The following is a 15,895-nucleotide window of genomic DNA, read 5'->3' as shown; positions in this document are numbered from 1 at the left end:
CAGTCGAGATTTTCTCACACCGCCGCGATGGTCACGCCATGGACGAACGCACCCAGGCCCGCTTGAGCGGAAATCCGCGCCGCTTCATACTGTTCACGGTCTGTTACAACTCACGGGCCTACTACCCGGTGCTCGCTGTTCTCTTCACCGACCTCGGCCTCACGCTGGAGCGATTCGTGTTGCTGAACCTGGTGTGGGCCGCCGCCATCTTCCTGTTCGAGGTGCCCTCCGGTGCACTGGCGGACACGCTCGGACGGAAGCGCCTGCTGGTGTTTTCCTCGCTGCTGATGGTGGCGGAGATGCTTTGCCTGCTGTTCGCCCCGCGGGACGGGGGCATGTTGTTGTTCGGCCTGTGCCTGGCGAATCGAGTGCTTTCCGGCACCTCTGAAGCCGCCGCAAGTGGCGCGGACGAGGCTCTGGCCTACGACTCGTTGCCCGCCGAAAACCGGGCCGAGGCTTGGGACCGGGTTCTAGCCGCGGCGATGCGGTGGCGTTCCGCCGGCATCATCGTCGCCATGATCGCCGGTGGACTTCTTTACGACCCCTCGTTCCTGAACCGGCTGCTGCCAGAGGCCCTTCAGATCCCCACCGCGGTCGCGCACCGCCTGCCGGTGCTGCTGGTCCTCATCCAAGCGCTGGTGTGCGTGGCGATCACCCTGCGGATGGTGGAACCACCTCATCCGCACGGCGAAACCGGCACCACCTTGAAACGCGCGTTTCACGTGACCCTCGATGCCGCGCGCTGGGTTTTCACCACACCGCGTCCGCTGGTGATCGTCACCGGCGGCGTGCTGATCGACGCCGTGGTGCGGAACATGACCACCATCCAGAGCGAATACTTCCGTCTGATCCACATCCCCGAGTGGTCATTCGGCATCATCGGAGCCCTGACGGGAGCCCTGACCCTGCTCGTCCCGGGAATCGCCCGCCGCGTGAACCGCCACCTCGATACCCCCGGCAGCCTCGCACTGGTGGCCGCCTTCGCCATCCTCATGCTCGCCGGATTGGCCCCGGCCTGGAGCGGGCTCGGTGGCCTGATTCCGGCGATGCTGCTCATTCCCTGCATCAGCTACCTTGGCTTCACGGTGAGCCGCTCCCTGCATGCCGTGGCGGACTCCTCGCGCCGCGCCACCGTTCTCTCGGTGAAGGGGCTGGTGTTCAATCTCGGCTATGGAGCGTGCAGCCTCGCCTTCTCGACCGCCCTCTCCCACGCCCGGATCACCCATCCGGAGCAACCCCTGCCCTTCCTGCTGACCTGGCAGGTTCCAATGCTCATCATCGCGGCGCTGTTGTTCTTCCCATGGGCATTCCGCACTTGGAACCGCCAGGAATGCCGGAATCCGGATGTACCAAAGGGAGTGCCTCAGCCCTAAAAAACCGCCCGCTCCCGCGTCCGGTGGACGACGGGATGGGCGGCAGTGCAGCAAGTTGATGGCATCAACCGGCATTCACGCCCGGTCAGGCGTGGCCGATGTCCGGGCCGAGCTCATGCTCATGCCGGTGTTCCCAGGCGTGCCGCCGTTCTTCGGCGATCCGCTCGTGCTCGCGCTTGGCCTCATCGGCCTTGTGCTGCTTCTGGGACATCATCTTGCGTTTGGCTTTTGGATTCTTGTCGCCCATGGCTTTGGGTGGTTGGAATGGCCGCCGCGTCGATGCGAGGGTTCCGGGCGACGGCTGGGCCGGAACCGGAAAGTGGATGATACCTGATCACCCTCCCACCGCTCCGGCAAATTTCCACCGGAATCTTCACCTCCGCGGGCGGCGGCTGATGATCATCCGGATCGCGAAAAGCGGCAGCGCGGTGATCACGGCGGCGGCGATCGCCACCTTCAGGCCCGGATACACCCGCGGCTTGTCGGCATCCAACGCGGCCAGCGATTCCGCCACCACCTGCTCCTTGCTCACGTAAAACGCGGCGTTCATCGGGATCGAATCCTCCTCGGAACGGCGGGCCACCTCGCCGAACTCGGTTTTCACCGGGCCAGGGCACACGGCGAGCACGGGAATGTCGTGATCGCGCAGTTCCACCCGGATCGCCTCCGAAAAGCTCGTCACATAGGCTTTGGTGGCCGAATACACCGCGATGTCCGGGATCGGCAGCGTGCTCGCCAGCGAGCTGATGTTGATGATCGCCCCCCGCTTCTGGCGGATCATGCCCGGGATCACCCCGTGGGTCAGGCGGGTGAGCGCCTCGATGTTGACCCGCAGCATCGCCTCGACACGCGGCCATTCGGCATCAGCGAATTCACCGTAGTCGCCCAGACCGGCATTGTTCACCAGCAGGTCCGGCACCAGCCCGCGCTGGGGCAGATGATCGAGCACGCGGGCCACGTCCTGCGGCCGGCTGAGGTCCGCCGCGATGACCTCCACGAGCTTCCCGGGATGGCGGGCGCGGATGACGGCGGACAGCTCGTTCAAGCGGTCCTCGCGCCGCGCCACGAGCACGAACGAATCGACCCGTGGCGCGAGCTGGAGAACAAATTCCTCGCCCAGTCCGGCGGAAGCGCCGGTGACGAGGGCACACGCAAAGCGTTTGGATAAGGGCATGGCGCGGATGTTAGCGCCATGCGGGCGATTATGCCACCACCGGTTGACCAGCCTGGTCGACCTGGAGGATGCGGAGCGGCACGCGCATCAGGATCTCGCCGTCGATGCCAAGATCGATGGAGTAGATGCCGGCGGCGTCGAACTTGAGACCCTGCAGGTTCATGATGATGTTGCGGGTCAGGAACGGGGTGCCCTTCGGAAGCTGGACTTCGAATTCCGGCTCGATCGGCATGTTGTTCGGGTCGAGGGACTCGCCGTCCTCGTTGATGATGTTGATGGAAAGCTTGTGACGGCCGATGTCTTCCGGGGTGAAGCAGAAGCGCAGGGCGAGCGAGCACTGCGGGTGAACCACCGGTACGGCGCGCGCCACGAGGGTGTCAAAGGTGCCGGAAATCACGAGCTTGCCGTTGTAGTCGGCGGCGAAGTCGGCGAGAGTGGCGATCTGGATATCCATGATTGGGTATTGGGATGTTCGGAATAGCCATGGCGGTAACGCCGTGGCGTCCCTTCTCTGGCGCGAAATTGGCGTCGAGGAAAGAGGAAATTTGCGATTCCAGCGCGGTTTTCCCGCTTTCGCCACCCCCGGCCATTCGGTGGCAAAATGCCCGGCTGCCCCCGCTCTCCATTGACACAATCGCTCCCGGGGCCACCGTAGCGCGCGGAACGCCATGAAGATCGCCCTGCTGCCGCTTTCACTGATAGGCCTCCTGACGTCGTTCCTCCATGGCGAGGGCCTCGAAGGCAAGGTAATGTGCGGCTATCAGGGATGGTTCCGCACCCCGGAGGACGGCTATAGAACCGGCTGGAGCCACTACGGCGGTAGGGCATTCGCCCCCGGTTCCTGCGGCATCGACCTGTGGCCGGACGTCCGCGAGCTACCGGAAAGCGCCCGCGTGAAGACCGATTTCCGGCACCCCGACGGCAGCGTGGCGGAGGTCTATTCCAGCACGAATCCCGCGGCCATCTCGAAGCACTTCGAGTGGATGCGGGATTACGGCATCGACGGGATTTTCCTCCAGCGCTTCGCCACCACGATGAAGGACCCGTATTACCGCCGAGCCTTGGACGATGTGCTGGTGAACTGCCGGAAGTCCGCCGCCGCCACCGGCCGCCAGTGGGTGCTGATGTACGACCTCAGCGGCCTGAAGCCCGGCGAAACCAAGCTGCTGATCGAGGACTGGAAACGCCTCGCCAACACGCTGAAAGTGGCGGATGCCAGCGACACCGCCTACCTCAGGCACCGGGACAAGCCGCTGGTCGCCCTGTGGGGGCTCGGCTTCAACGACCGCCCGCCGATGCTCGACGAGTGGCGCGAGCTGGTGCGGTTCTTCAAGGATGACGCCAAGTGCTCGGTGATGCTCGGCGTGCCCGCCTGCTGGCGGACGCTCGACCGCGATGCCATCGCCGATCCAGCACTGCTCCAAATCATCGCCATGGCGGATGTCGTGAGCCCGTGGACGGTCGGACGCTATGGCAAAATCCCGGAAGTCACCCGCCATGCCACCGGTACCGTGAAGGACGATCTGGCGTGGTGCCGCGATCACCGGCTCGACTACCTGCCGGTGGCCTTTCCCGGCTTCAGTTGGCACAACCTGATGGCAGGGCGCGGCAGGGACCTGCCCGTCAACCAGATCGCGCGCGATGGAGGACGCTTCCTCTGGTCCCAGGCCACCCAATACCACGACGCCGGGGCGAAGGCGCTCTACATCGCCATGTTCGACGAACTCGACGAAGGCACGGCGATTTTCAAAACCCGCAACGATCCCCCGACCGGAGTCAGCCTCTTCGTCAGCGAGCCCGATGTTCCGAACGACCGCTACCTGCGAATCGCCGGACAGGCAGGCCTGCTGTTCCGGGGCAAGGCACCGGAAACCCAAGACGGGCTTCCGGTCACGAAATGAGCCGGCTCAGGGTCCGTCATCGGTCTCCACCGGCAGGTCCTTCGGATCCACCGGCACCGCCTTGAGCGGCGGGGCTTCGTCGTCCGGAGGCGTGGGAGCATTCGGTGAAGGAGTGACTCCTTCACCCGACAACGGCTCCACGGGGATGGCCTTGAGAATGCCTTCCTGATGCTTGCCGTCGGTTTTAGCCTCGGCTTCGTCGTCGACAATCAACACGGCCTTCGGCGGTGGCGCGATCGTCTCCTTGATCTCGTCCTTCAGCGGTTCGAAGAAAGCCTTCACCATCGGCGCGGCCATCCGGCCACCGGACACGGTTTCCCCCGGGCGGCCTTCGTAGAGGACCGCGAACGAGTAACGCGGGTTGTCGAACGGGAAGAAGCCCGCGAACCACGCGAGGCGCTGCTCCTTGGAGGCCGGTCCCCACTGGGCGGTGCCGGTCTTGCCGCACATTTCGGTGAAACTCAGCTGGGCCGCCTTGCCGGTGCCGTAGCCGGCATTGACCACGTCCCGCATGCCCTTCCGGACCACATCGACGGCCACCGGATCGACTCCCAGCCAAACGCGGCGCTCGGGCCGGTTCGCCTCAACAACTCGGCCGCGGTCATCCTGCACCTGACGGACGAGCTGGAGCTTCGGCACGGCCCCGCCATTGGCGATTCCCGCCATGGCCTGGGCGACCTGAAGCGGCGAGGCCAGCAGCACGCCCTGGCCGATGGAGAGGTTCGCGGTGTCGCCATCGAGGATGCGGCGTTTCTCGTGCTGGAGGAACCACTCGTTATTCGGGACCAGACCGGAGTTCTCACCGAGCAACGGCAGCCCGGTCTTCTCGCCGTAGCCGAGGCGCCGGGCGAGACTGAGAAACGCGTTCGGACCGACCTTGATGCCCACTTGGTAGAACCACGGGTTGCACGAGCGGGCGATGGCGCGTTTGACATCGATCTCCCCTTCCGGATTCTTGTTCCAGTTGTTGAAAACGTGGTTCCCGATCTCGATCGCGGCCGGACAGTAGATCTGGGTGTCCTCGCCGACGGTGCCGTTGTTCAAGGCTGCGAGCGCCACGATCGGCTTGAAGGTGGAAGCCGGTGGATACGTGCCTTGGTAGGCCAGACCGACCATCGGGTGGGTCGGATCGGCGTCCAGATTCTTATACTCGGTGTCGATCGTGTTGAGACTGAAGGTCGGTTTCGACGCCATCACCAGTACATCACCGGTCACGGCATCGATCACCACGAAGGCCCCGCGCTTGCAGCCGGACTTCAGGACCTTCTCCGCCAAACGCTGCCAACGGACATTGAGAGTGCTCACCACGGTGCCACCGGTGCGCGGGCGCTTCGTCTCCTCGCTCAGCAGTTTGTTACCGCTTTCGTCGAAAAGCAGCTTCTGTGTGCCGGGCTCGCCGATGAGGCGCTTGTCGTAGATCTTCTCCAGTCCCGCGCGGCCTTCGATCTCCTCCCAATAGGGCTCGTTGAAATTGATGGGACCGGTCGGCAACTTGCCAACGCTGCCGGTGAACCCGAGCACGTGGGCCGCCAGACCGTCCTCCGGATAAAAGCGGCGGTAGACCGGATGCAGCACCAGATCCGCGCCGATCTTCGACTCCAGCGCCTTCGCCTCTTTCGCGGACAATTGCTCGGAAAGGATCAACGGCAGCCAGCGGCGATTACGGTAGTGATCATAGACCTCATCGTCCGAGGGAACGGTGAGGTTCTTCACCAGCGCCCGCGCGAGATCGATTCGGGTGCGGCCCCAGTTCACAATGAAATCGCGATCCGGGTTCTCGAATTGCTTGAACTGAAGGGCCACCTGGTAGGCCACCACGTTCTGCGCCATCGGCTCACCCTCGCGGTCCACGATCTGGCCGCGCGGCGCGGGAATCCGCAGCGTGATCGTGCGGGCATCCTTGCGGGTGCTGATCGAGGCATCGTTGGCACCGCGGCCAGCGGCAGGCGTTCCATTCGAAGCCACCGCGGGCGCTTCCGGTGCGGCGGACGATGTCGCGACCACGCACAAGGCGGCAAGAGCGCGGAGTTGGGACGACAGGCGGCGGAAACGCATCGCCGGAATGTAGCGGCGGGACCGGGTCGCCGCAACGCCAATCCAAAACACGATAATCCATTCATCATACGCCACATACAAACCCACCACTGCATTCCATGCGTTTCCCTTCATAGGCCGCGCTTGCTCCACCGGCATCCGGGTGCATGCTGCGCGGCGATGACGGAATGGAATGCCCTGGCGGTTGTAATCCTGGTATCGATGTTCGCCCTCTGGAATCTCGACTTTGCGGCCGCCCTGCTGAACCTGAAGGTGTTTCCCGAAACGGTGCCCACGCCCCTGGCTGGAGTGATCACCGCGGAAAGCCTCGACCGGGGCCGCGCTTACCTGCGGACAAACTCGGTCTTCAACGTCATCCGCGCCAGTGTCAGCCTCGCGCTTCTGATCGCCTTCTGGATGCTGGGCGGCTTCCAGCAGCTCGATGAAACCAGCCGCGCCCTGGCCCACGGTGGCCCGGTGACCAGCGGGCTGGTGTTCTTCGCGCTCTGTATGCTGGGTATCACGCTGCTCGGCCTGCCCTTCTCCTGGTATCACACTTTCGTGATCGAGGAGAAATTCGGCTTCAACCGCTCCACTCCCGGCACCTTCTGGGGTGATCAGATCAAGGGACTGCTGATGATGGCCGTGCTCGGGCTGCCGATCGGCGCGGCGGTCCTGTGGATCTTCCAGCACGTCCCGCATGCGTGGCTGTGGGCGTGGGCGGCGTTCACCCTCTTCCAGCTCCTGCTCACCTGGCTGGCCCCATCTCTGATCCTGCCGTTGTTCAACAAGTTCACGCCGATGCCGGATGGCGATCTCAAACGACGGATCGAGGAACTCGGCACCCGCTGCGGATTCCCACTCGATGGCGTGTTCGTGATGGATGGCTCAAAGCGCTCGACCAAGGCGAATGCCTTCTTCACCGGCTTCGGCAAGCGCAAGAAGATCGCCCTCTTCGACACGCTGATGGAAAAACACAGCGACGATGAATTGCTCGGTGTGCTGGCGCATGAGATCGGCCACTTCCGCCGCGGCCATATCCGCCAGCGGCTGCTCGTCGGCATTGTCCAATCCGCAGCCCTGTTCTTCCTCCTCGGCCTGGCCACCGATCCACACGGGGCATTCGCCCGCCAGCTCTTCGATGCCTTCGGCGTGAAGACCATCTCTCCCCAGATGGGTATCGTCCTGTTCACCTTGCTCTTCGATCCAGTGAGCCGCTTGCTCGGGGTCTTCGCCAACGCGTGGTCACGCCGCCACGAGTTCGAAGCGGATGCCTACGCCGCGGAAGTCACCGGTGATCCAATGCCGCTGGCGGATGCCCTGAAGAAACTCTCCGCCGACCAACTCTCCCATCCCTCCCCCCACCCGCTGCGGGTGTGGCTGGACTACTCGCATCCTCCGCTGATCGAGCGGCTGGCGGCCCTCGAGCGCGGGAAATAAGCAGCGGCGGGTGTTTCTGTGTAGCCGCGCTCGGGAGAGCGTGGGCTGGGCAACCTCGCCCTTCCCATTGCAGTCCCAGTCGCCAATTCACGACCAACCTCCCTGAGCCCGGAGGGCGACGTATCCTAGCCGGTGGCGCAAGCCACCGGATCAGGTCGAGAAATCCATTCAAGTCCCGTCAAGGGACGGCGCTGCCTACGCTCTTCCAGCGAATCAATCATTCCAGCGCTTTGAAACAATTCGGAACTCATCAAACATCGGACGCGGGCTTCCATTGGGAATGTCATTTGGCCTCCGTTTACGTCGCCCCTACCGGGGCTTGGGACTCATGGCGTCCCATACCGGCAGCTCGCGCCACCGGCTAGGATACGTCGCCCTCCGGGCTTAGCTAAATTGGAGGCGGATCCACGACTTGAGCCGCAAGGTAGAGGGCGAATTCATCCCACCCACGCTCTCACGAGCGCGGCCACGTTTCGTCACCCCTCATCCTCGCCCACGAGGATTCCCGGCCTCCGATGCTCGGAACCAAAACCAATCGCCCCGACCGGGGTGAACCGGTCGGGGCGACGTCATGCCGAGGTTTCAGACGGCTAGGGAATCAGATCACTCGGTGACCTTCGCGCGGAGGAAGGTCTTCGAGAGGCCGCTCACCGGATTCTGCGAGCGGAAGGTGTGGTAGAACCAACCCGTGGACAACGAGGGCAGCGTGGACTGGATGCTGGTTGCATCCGCTCCCGTCACCTCCACCACCGTGGCGGTGAACGGTCCGAGGTCGTTGGAACCCTGCACGTGGTAGTAGATGCCATCGACCAGCGTGGAGATCTGCTCGGTGGTGCCCGAGAAGGTCGTGCTGTTGCCACGAACCGGAATCGAAAGCGTGAGATAGTTCACACCACCGACCGGAGCCACCTTGACGACCACCTTGGCGTTGCTGCCGCTGGAGTCGCCCGAGAGCGGATTGCCATCGAAACCGAATTCACCGAGGTTGTTCAGGCCGTCGTTGTCCGGGTTATCGGACTTGCCGTTGTTACCCGAGGTGAGGCCCTTGGAGGACGCCCAAGTGTCGAAGACTCCACCCACCGGGCCGGTCGTGACACTGAGGATACCGTTACCCGTGATGCGGCTGGTCTTGTTGGTCGCCGTCGAGGCCAGCGAGCCCCAGGTGCCCTGGGCCTGCGCCACACCATCGATGTAGAACTCATCCACCACGTCGGTGCCGGTGTAGTTCAGGTCGAGCACACCACCCGTGGCCAGCTTGACATCCGCCCCATCCGCGAAGTTCGGGGTCACCCCGACGTTCGGCGTGATGCTGAGCGTGCCACCGTTCACCAGCGTGTCGCCGGTGTAGGCATTGGCGGCGCTGAGGGTCAGCGTGCCGGCCCCGGTCTTCGCCAGGGTGATCGCGCCGGTGATGACACCGCCGTTGACCCCGTAGGCCTGGGCCAGGGCGTTGTTCACCGTGAAGGTGGCAGCCGAGGCACTGGTGACGCTGATCGCGGTGGAACCGGCCACACCGGCGATACCGGTGATCGTCTGGTTCTTGCCGTTCAAGTCGAGCACCGCGGTGGCTCCCGCCTGGCCGATCGTCACGCCGGTGGTCACCGGCAGGGCGTCATTCGCGCCGAGCTTCAGGGTGCCTTGGGCCACCGTGGTCGCGCCCCAGGTGTTGCCGGTGGAGTTGATGGTCCAGGTGCTCACGTCAGTCTTCAGGAACGTCGTGGAGCCGATCGAGATAGTGCCGTTCAGCACCCCGGTGGCCGCGGCGACGGTGCCACCGCGCACGGCGAATCCGCTGCCGGCGGAGCCGGTGATGTTGCCATTGATCGTGAGGGTGCTGCTGGTGCTGCCGCTCGAGTAGAGTTGGGCGCGGCCGAGTCCCGAGAGGGTGATCGGGCCGTTCCAGGTGGCGACATCGGTGGTGCCGGCGACGGACATCGACGCCCGCTGCGTGGCATCGCCCGTGGCGATCGTGAGCGATTCACCGGCGGGAACGACGATACCCGAGCCGAGCTGGAGCAGCGTGCCGGTGCCCGTGCCATTGGCCACGCCGTTCAGGACGGTGCCCGCGGCCGTGGAGCCGAGCGCGGCGGCGTTGTTCGCCACCACCGTGGTCACGTTCGTGGTCAGGCTGCTGCCGATGTTCGTCACGCCGTCATAGGTGTTCACGCCAGACAAGGTGAGCGTGCCCGCGCCGAGGACGTTCAGGCCGCCGCTGGTATTCGTCACCAACGTCGCGGTGCCGAGAACCGAACCGGTGCCGCCGCCACCGACGAGGGTGAAGGTCGGCGGGCTGGTGTAGTCGATGCCCGCGTTGGTCATCACGATGCCCGTCAGGTTGCCGGCGGAGTCGATGGTGGCCACGGCCGTGGCACCGGTGCCGCCACCGCCCGAGATCTGGACGATCGGCGTGTCATAGTAACCGCTGCCGCTCACCGAGAGGCCGGTGGCCGAAACACCGGAGCCGCTCGGAGCCACCAGCGCCTGGCCCACCGTGATGGCGAAACCGTTGGTGTCGATGATCGCGCCGTTCTCGCGAACGTTGGCCCGGCCGAGACCAGTCATGAAGGCGGCGTTCGCGGCCTTCGCCTGGAGGATGCCGCCATTGAAGTTGAAGCGGCTGGTGCCGGTGCCGGGCGAAACGATCGGGGTCAGGATGAGACCGCCGTTCAGGTTCACGATGCCGTTGGAGAGCGTCGTGTTCTGCTTGCCAATCTGGACACCGAGGGTGCCGCTCACGGTCAACTGGGCGTTGTCCTGGATGGTGAGAACCCCGGTGGTGTTCTCGCCGACGTAGACGTTGCCCTGGTTGGCCGCGGTGGCGGTCACGTTCGTGATACTGTTCCCGCGCAGGGTAGCCACGCCGTGGAGATCGGTGGCCACCGTGGAACCACCGAAGGATCCGATCGAGATGTTGTTCGACGAGACGGTCAGGGTGCCGCCGTTGTGGTTGAGCAAACCATTGCCACCGCCGCGGCCGAAGGGCAGCCAGCTACCCACCGACACCGTGCCACCATCGATCGTGAGCGAGCCATACTGGCCCTCCACGCTGGCGAGCCAGAGCTCACTGGTCGCGGTGATCGTCGCGCCGGACGGCACGTGGATGCTGCCGCCGGAAGCCAGCACGCTGGGGGCGATCGCGCGGGTGACCGTCGCGGTGCCGTTGATGTTCAGGAGGCCACCGGCCGAGGTGACCTGCTCGCTGAAGGTGTTGTTGTTCGTCAGCGTCAGCTTGCCAGTCCCCGCCTTGCGCAGACCCACGCCGGCACCGCCAGTGCCGCTCTGGATGACCCCGGTGAAGGTGTTGTCGGCGTTGTTGTTGATATACAGCCAACGTCCGATCGCGCCTCCGTTTTCGATCGTGCCGGCACCGGTCAAGCCGGTGGCGGTGAAATCGTTGATGCCGATCTGGAGCTTGCCGGCGTTCACCGCGAGGGTGCCGCCGATGGTGCTGGTGCCGGCGCTGCCGAGCGCGAGATTGCCCGCGCCTTCCTTGATCAGGCCGAAGGTGCCGTTCAAGGAGCCCGCCGTCAGCGTGTTCGCGGTCACCGTGAGGGTGCGGTCCGTGCCGGATCCACCCATGGTGATCGGGCCGGTGCCGAAGCTCAGGCTTTGACCACCGGCGAAGGTGAAGTCATTGTCCCAGAGGATCGGGTTGTTGCTGGTGAGCGTGATCGCCGAACCGCTGGTGTTGTTCAGCACGGTGGCGCCGCTCATGTGCAACGTGCCGGTGCCGAGCGCGGTGGCCGAGTTCACCACCAGGCCGCCATCGGTCGCATTGACGCCACCGGTGAAGTTGCTCGCCGCGCCGCCGAGAACGAGGGTGCCCGCACCGGCCTTCGTCAGACCGTAGGCACCACTGATCGAGCCGCCAGCCGTGAGGGTCGAGCCGTTCGTGATCACCATGCGGTCGCCCGAGAGCGTCACAGCGCCGGTGCCGAGGCTCAGCGAGTTGGAGCCGAGGAACAGCAGGTTACCATCCCAGTGCTGCGCGTTGTTCGTGCTCAGCGTGATCGCGGAACCGCTCGTGTTGTCGAACGAACCACCCGCGATCGTGACGAGGCCGCCGCCCAGCGCGGAGGCGTTGTTGATGTTGAGTTGGCCATCCTGCAGCGTGACTCCGCCGGAGAAAGTGTTGGCCGTGTTGAGGGTGAGCGAACCAAAACCGCTCTTCTGCAGGCCGCCGGTGCCGACGATGCCGAAGCCGCCGGTGCTGGAGATCGAGTAGGGCAGCGACGAGTTCGTGAACTGCATGCTCGTCACGCTGACGTTCGCACCGACGATGTTGATCGAGGTGGAACCGGTGGCGCTGTCGCCGAAGACCACTCCGTCGTTGGTGAGGAAGTCGGTGTTGGTGCCGGCGTTCTGCAGTTTCCAGTTCTTCGGAGAAGACAGCGTGTTGGTCGACCACTCGTTGCTGAGTCCGCCGGTCCACACCGGAACATCACCGGCGATGTGCAGGCTGAGAGCGGAGCCAAGGGTATTGAGCGTGGCGATCTGGCGAGCGCCAAGCCCTCCCACGGTGCCGAGCGTGAAGGAGCCACCCGTGCCCAGCAAGTTCGTGAAACTCACCAGGGTGTAATCGGAACCCGTGGCCCAGCTCGAGTTCGTGGCGTTGACGGTGACAGCGCCGTTGACCGTGAGGTTCCCCACCGTCAGAGAGGGGCTCAGGTTGCTGGCGTTCAGGCTCATCGCGCCGGCGCCGAGGTAGGTCAAGTTGTTCACGAACAGCGGGGCGGAGGTGCCGTCGCCATTGGCGATCACGCCGCCGGTGCCGGCACCGACCGTGACCGAATCGATCCCTCCGGTGCCGTCAACCGTGCCGGTCGTCAGGCTCACCGGAACGTTGAGCATGATGGAGCTGTTTTCGACCAGCTTGGCCGTGGCCCCGTTGACAAGAATGCCGCTGCTTGAGTTGATGGCCGCAGTGCCGTTCAACAGCAGCTTACCACCGGTAACCGAAGTGCCGCCGGTGTAGGTGTTCGTGCCGGCCAGGGTGGTCGTGCCCCCGCTGACCGCGAGCGAGGAAGTTCCGGTGATCACACCCGCCGAGCTTTCGGTGAAGGTGCCGACCGTGCTGACCGCCGTGCCACCGGCCGAACCGATGGTACCGGTGAGGGACAAGGTGCCGGCCGCGCCCACGGCGGTGGAGCCGGTGTAGGTATTGGTACCGGCCAGGGTGGTGGTGCCGCCCGTCACGTTGAGCGAGGAGGTTCCGACGATCAAACCGGCCGCGGACTGGTTGAGGCTGCCCGCCGCGGTGATGGCGGTGCCGCCCGCCGAACCGAGCGTGCCGGTGAGGCTGATGCCGCCGGTGGCGCCGATGGAGGTGGCACCGGAATAGGTATTCACCCCGGAGACGGTGGTGGTGCCGCTGCCATTGAAGGCCATGCCACCGCTGGTGTTGGTGGCGGTGCTGATCGCGCCGATGGTGGCCACGGTGGTGGCACCCGCGCCGGAAGGCGTCACGGTGGTCGGTGCCACGGTGTAGCTGCCGGGGCTGGTCACGGTGATGGAGCCGATCTTGAAGGTGCCGCGGCCCGTGCCGTCATCGATCATGTTCGCCACGGCGCTCGCGCCGGAGCCGGTGCCACCGGAAATCGTGAGCATCGGCGCACCGAGGTAGCCGCTGCCACCGTCGGTCACGGCGATGGTGCTCACACCGAGCCCGCTGGGAACGATGAGGGCATTGGACACCGTGATGTTGGTGCCGTTGTTGTCGATCGTGCCACCGCCTGGGTAGACGTTGACGGCGTCGATGTTGGCGTTGGCCAGGAAGTTCGCGCCACCGTTGACGGAGTTCGCCTTCAAGGTGCCGCCATTGAAGTTGAGCAGCGCGGTGGGGTTGCCGTTGGTCGCCATCACGCGGGAACCAGTCAGCGTGCCGCCGGTAAGAAGGTTGATTTCTCCCAGGGTGCCTGCCGTGTTTGCCGCCGCAAGATCGATATAATCGTCACCGGTGATCGTTCCGTTGTTCCGGACGTTGACGATCGACTGTGCGCCAGCGGTGCCAGCCCAGTTCAAAGCCAAGCGGCTGTTGTTGGCATCGGCCGCACCGGCCGTTTTGCTGTATTCCACCGAGCCGTTGTCCACGGTCATGACACCGGAGCTGGTCGTACCCCCACGGCCGATCGTGATCCAGCCGTTCGAGGTGACGGAGCCCCCGAACACATCGAGCACCCCGACGGTGCCGGCAAGGCTGGCGCCGACGGCCATTTCATTGGCTGTAAGCGTTCCGCCGGTAATCTTGTAGGAACCGCGGCCGTTGGTGGCGGAACCGATGCGGAGGTTGTCGATGCCCGCCGCCTGGGTGAAGACCACGTTACCCGCGGTCTGGACCACCGAACCATAGGCCGGGTTGTTGTCCCCCACGAACATCTGGAATGCGGTGATGTTGTTCGAGACCTTCAACATCGAGTTGATGTTCGCGGTATCCGCGACATACATCAGCCCACCGGCCGCGAGCGTACCGGAATAATTGAGGATGCCGTTGGTGACGCGGGTCTGGCCCGTGTAGGTGTTCGCTCCGGACACGGTCCAGATGCCGGTGCCGTCCTTCTTGAAGTTGGTGACGTTCGTCGCGCTGTTGTTGACGATCGCCCCGGCAAGCTCACCCGTGCCGGCCGTCGAGCCCTGCACGATGAACTGCTTCGAACCCGCGCCTGTCGCGGTGAGGGCGGAGGTGAACTTGAGCAGTCCGGTGCCCGCCTGCTCGAGGATCGCGCCACCGGTGGTGCCAGCGAGGTTCAGCACGCGGTTGTTGGTTTCACCCGTGCCGGTGTAGCGGAGAGTGGGCGCCCCGTTGGTAGCACTGCCGATGTTGAGGGTGCCATTCTTGCCGAAGGAGCCGGCCACGCCCGCGTCCCCGATCTTGCCCCCTGCCGTAATGCCGGACTGGAGGTTGGTGGTACCGTCGAAGGTATTGTCGGCATTCAGGTTGACCACGCCCGTGCCACCGGCGGTGTTCCAGAAATCGATCGAGGACTGGGTGCCGTTGGCAATGACCGCGTTGACGTTAAGCGTGCCGCCGTTGTTCACACCGAGGTCGCCACCCGCCACGTTCAGGAGGATCTTGCCGCCGCCGCTCGCGCTGATCGTGCCGCCAGTAGTTCCCGTAACGATCGCCGCCGCGGTCAGGCTGATGTCCTTTTTCAGATCCACCGTGCCGCCGTTCATCGTGAGGACAGGCGCGGTGTTGGTCGTCCCGTTGATGACGAGCGTGCCAGCGGTGGCGGTGATGCCGGCCAAAGTGGCCGAACCGTTCAGGGTGGCCGTGCCAGCACCGGCCTTGGTCACCGTGAGGGTGCTCAGGTTGATGGCGTTGTTGAAGGTAAGGTTGCCCGCACCTGCCAGCGCCAGGGTGTGGGCACCGCCGCCGCCAAGGCCGAAGAGCACATCGCTGTTCACCGTGAGGGCGTTGGCGGAATCATTGGTCCAGGTATGGGTCTGGCCACCCGCGCCGCCGAGCGTGATATTGAAGGTGTTCGCGCTGTCGCCGAGCGTGAACGCACCGGCTCCGGTCGCGACGGTCACGTTGTTGAAACGCGCGGAACCGGTATTGCTGCCGCTGTCGATGCTGAGGTTGCTGACCTGGGCCGCGAGCAGGCTCAGATTGATACCAGCGTTGCCGGCTGCTCCCGAGAACGCGGTGTTGCTGTAAATCAGGCTCAGGTTGCCCGTGACGGTGTTGTCCCATTGGGCCGTGTCCGGGGTGGCCGGGCTGGGCAGTGTGTCGGTGGTCCAGTTGGCGGCCGTACCGAAATCGGTGCCGCCGACGCCGCCACCGTCCCACGTCAAAGTCGCCCCACCCGCGGTGGAGGAGGCAACGATCGTCGAAGCGGTTACGGCGAGAAACCAGGCGAAAGCGAAGGTTTTTTTCATGTGGGGGTCGGATACTTGGGTTCGATGCTTCCCCCACAATAGGGTGGAAAATGCATCCCGCTTGTATCGAAGGGCACGAGCGGTGTATGAATGCG

General features: G+C 64.7%; 8 protein-coding genes. 3 read left to right on the top strand and 5 right to left on the bottom strand.

Translation table 11 applies throughout. The annotated features are described in order from the left end of the window. Positions 1-38 precede the first annotated feature (38 nt). Positions 39-1,373 carry an MFS transporter gene (locus llg_RS16650; RefSeq protein ID WP_338285867.1) on the top strand — a complete coding sequence of 445 codons (1,335 nt, stop codon included), beginning with the start codon at positions 39-41 and terminating at the stop codon, positions 1,371-1,373. A gap of 85 nt (positions 1,374-1,458) precedes the next feature. Here the strand turns inward: llg_RS16650 and llg_RS16645 are convergent, their stop codons facing one another. The 3 genes from llg_RS16645 to llg_RS16635 form a co-directional block, all read right to left on the bottom strand. Then, positions 1,459-1,620 carry a hypothetical protein gene (locus tag llg_RS16645; RefSeq protein ID WP_338285865.1) on the bottom strand — a complete coding sequence of 54 codons (162 nt, stop codon included), beginning with the start codon at positions 1,618-1,620 and terminating at the stop codon, positions 1,459-1,461. A 126-nt stretch (positions 1,621-1,746) separates the two neighbouring features. Continuing rightward, positions 1,747-2,547: an SDR family oxidoreductase gene (locus llg_RS16640; protein ID WP_338285864.1), complete on the bottom strand. Its 801-nt coding sequence runs from the start codon at positions 2,545-2,547 to the stop codon at positions 1,747-1,749. Between the two features lie 28 nt (positions 2,548-2,575). After that, entirely contained in the window at positions 2,576-3,001 is a 426-nt protein-coding gene (locus llg_RS16635) for a hypothetical protein (protein ID WP_211633289.1), read from the bottom strand. Positions 3,002-3,215: 214 nt separating this feature from the next. Between llg_RS16635 and llg_RS16630 the strand changes: the two genes are divergently transcribed. Next, on the top strand, positions 3,216-4,448 hold the full coding sequence (locus llg_RS16630; RefSeq protein WP_338285862.1) for a glycoside hydrolase family 71/99-like protein: 1,233 nt from the start codon (positions 3,216-3,218) through the stop codon (positions 4,446-4,448). A 6-nt stretch (positions 4,449-4,454) separates the two neighbouring features. Here llg_RS16630 and llg_RS16625 read toward each other — a convergent pair whose 3' ends face one another. Beyond that, complete coding sequence (locus llg_RS16625) at positions 4,455-6,503, bottom strand: penicillin-binding transpeptidase domain-containing protein (RefSeq protein ID WP_338285860.1); 2,049 nt, start codon at positions 6,501-6,503, stop codon at positions 4,455-4,457. 201 nt (positions 6,504-6,704) lie between these two features. On the opposite strand from llg_RS16625, the gene llg_RS16620 reads away from it, so the two are divergent. Continuing rightward, positions 6,705-7,922: a M48 family metallopeptidase gene (locus tag llg_RS16620; RefSeq protein ID WP_338285858.1), complete on the top strand. Its 1,218-nt coding sequence runs from the start codon at positions 6,705-6,707 to the stop codon at positions 7,920-7,922. 603 nt (positions 7,923-8,525) lie between these two features. On the opposite strand, the gene llg_RS16615 is transcribed toward llg_RS16620, so the two are convergent. Next, positions 8,526-15,800: an autotransporter-associated beta strand repeat-containing protein gene (locus llg_RS16615; protein ID WP_338285855.1), complete on the bottom strand. Its 7,275-nt coding sequence runs from the start codon at positions 15,798-15,800 to the stop codon at positions 8,526-8,528. Positions 15,801-15,895 lie beyond the last annotated feature (95 nt).

It is taken from the genome of Luteolibacter sp. LG18 (genome assembly GCF_036322585.1).
Taxonomy (GTDB): domain Bacteria; phylum Verrucomicrobiota; class Verrucomicrobiia; order Verrucomicrobiales; family Akkermansiaceae; genus Luteolibacter.
This window is presented reverse-complemented; position numbering and strand designations above follow the sequence as displayed.

Coding starts and splice junctions, on each gene's coding strand:
- llg_RS16635 (WP_211633289.1), bottom strand. CDS start 3,001: ATGGATATCCAGATCGCCACTCTCGCCGACTTCGCCGCCGACTACAAC.
- llg_RS16625 (WP_338285860.1), bottom strand. CDS start 6,503: ATGCGTTTCCGCCGCCTGTCGTCCCAACTCCGCGCTCTTGCCGCCTTG.
- llg_RS16645 (WP_338285865.1), bottom strand. CDS start 1,620: ATGGGCGACAAGAATCCAAAAGCCAAACGCAAGATGATGTCCCAGAAG.
- llg_RS16615 (WP_338285855.1), bottom strand. CDS start 15,800: ATGAAAAAAACCTTCGCTTTCGCCTGGTTTCTCGCCGTAACCGCTTCG.
- llg_RS16620 (WP_338285858.1), top strand. CDS start 6,705: ATGTTCGCCCTCTGGAATCTCGACTTTGCGGCCGCCCTGCTGAACCTG.
- llg_RS16650 (WP_338285867.1), top strand. CDS start 39: ATGGACGAACGCACCCAGGCCCGCTTGAGCGGAAATCCGCGCCGCTTC.
- llg_RS16630 (WP_338285862.1), top strand. CDS start 3,216: ATGAAGATCGCCCTGCTGCCGCTTTCACTGATAGGCCTCCTGACGTCG.
- llg_RS16640 (WP_338285864.1), bottom strand. CDS start 2,547: ATGCCCTTATCCAAACGCTTTGCGTGTGCCCTCGTCACCGGCGCTTCC.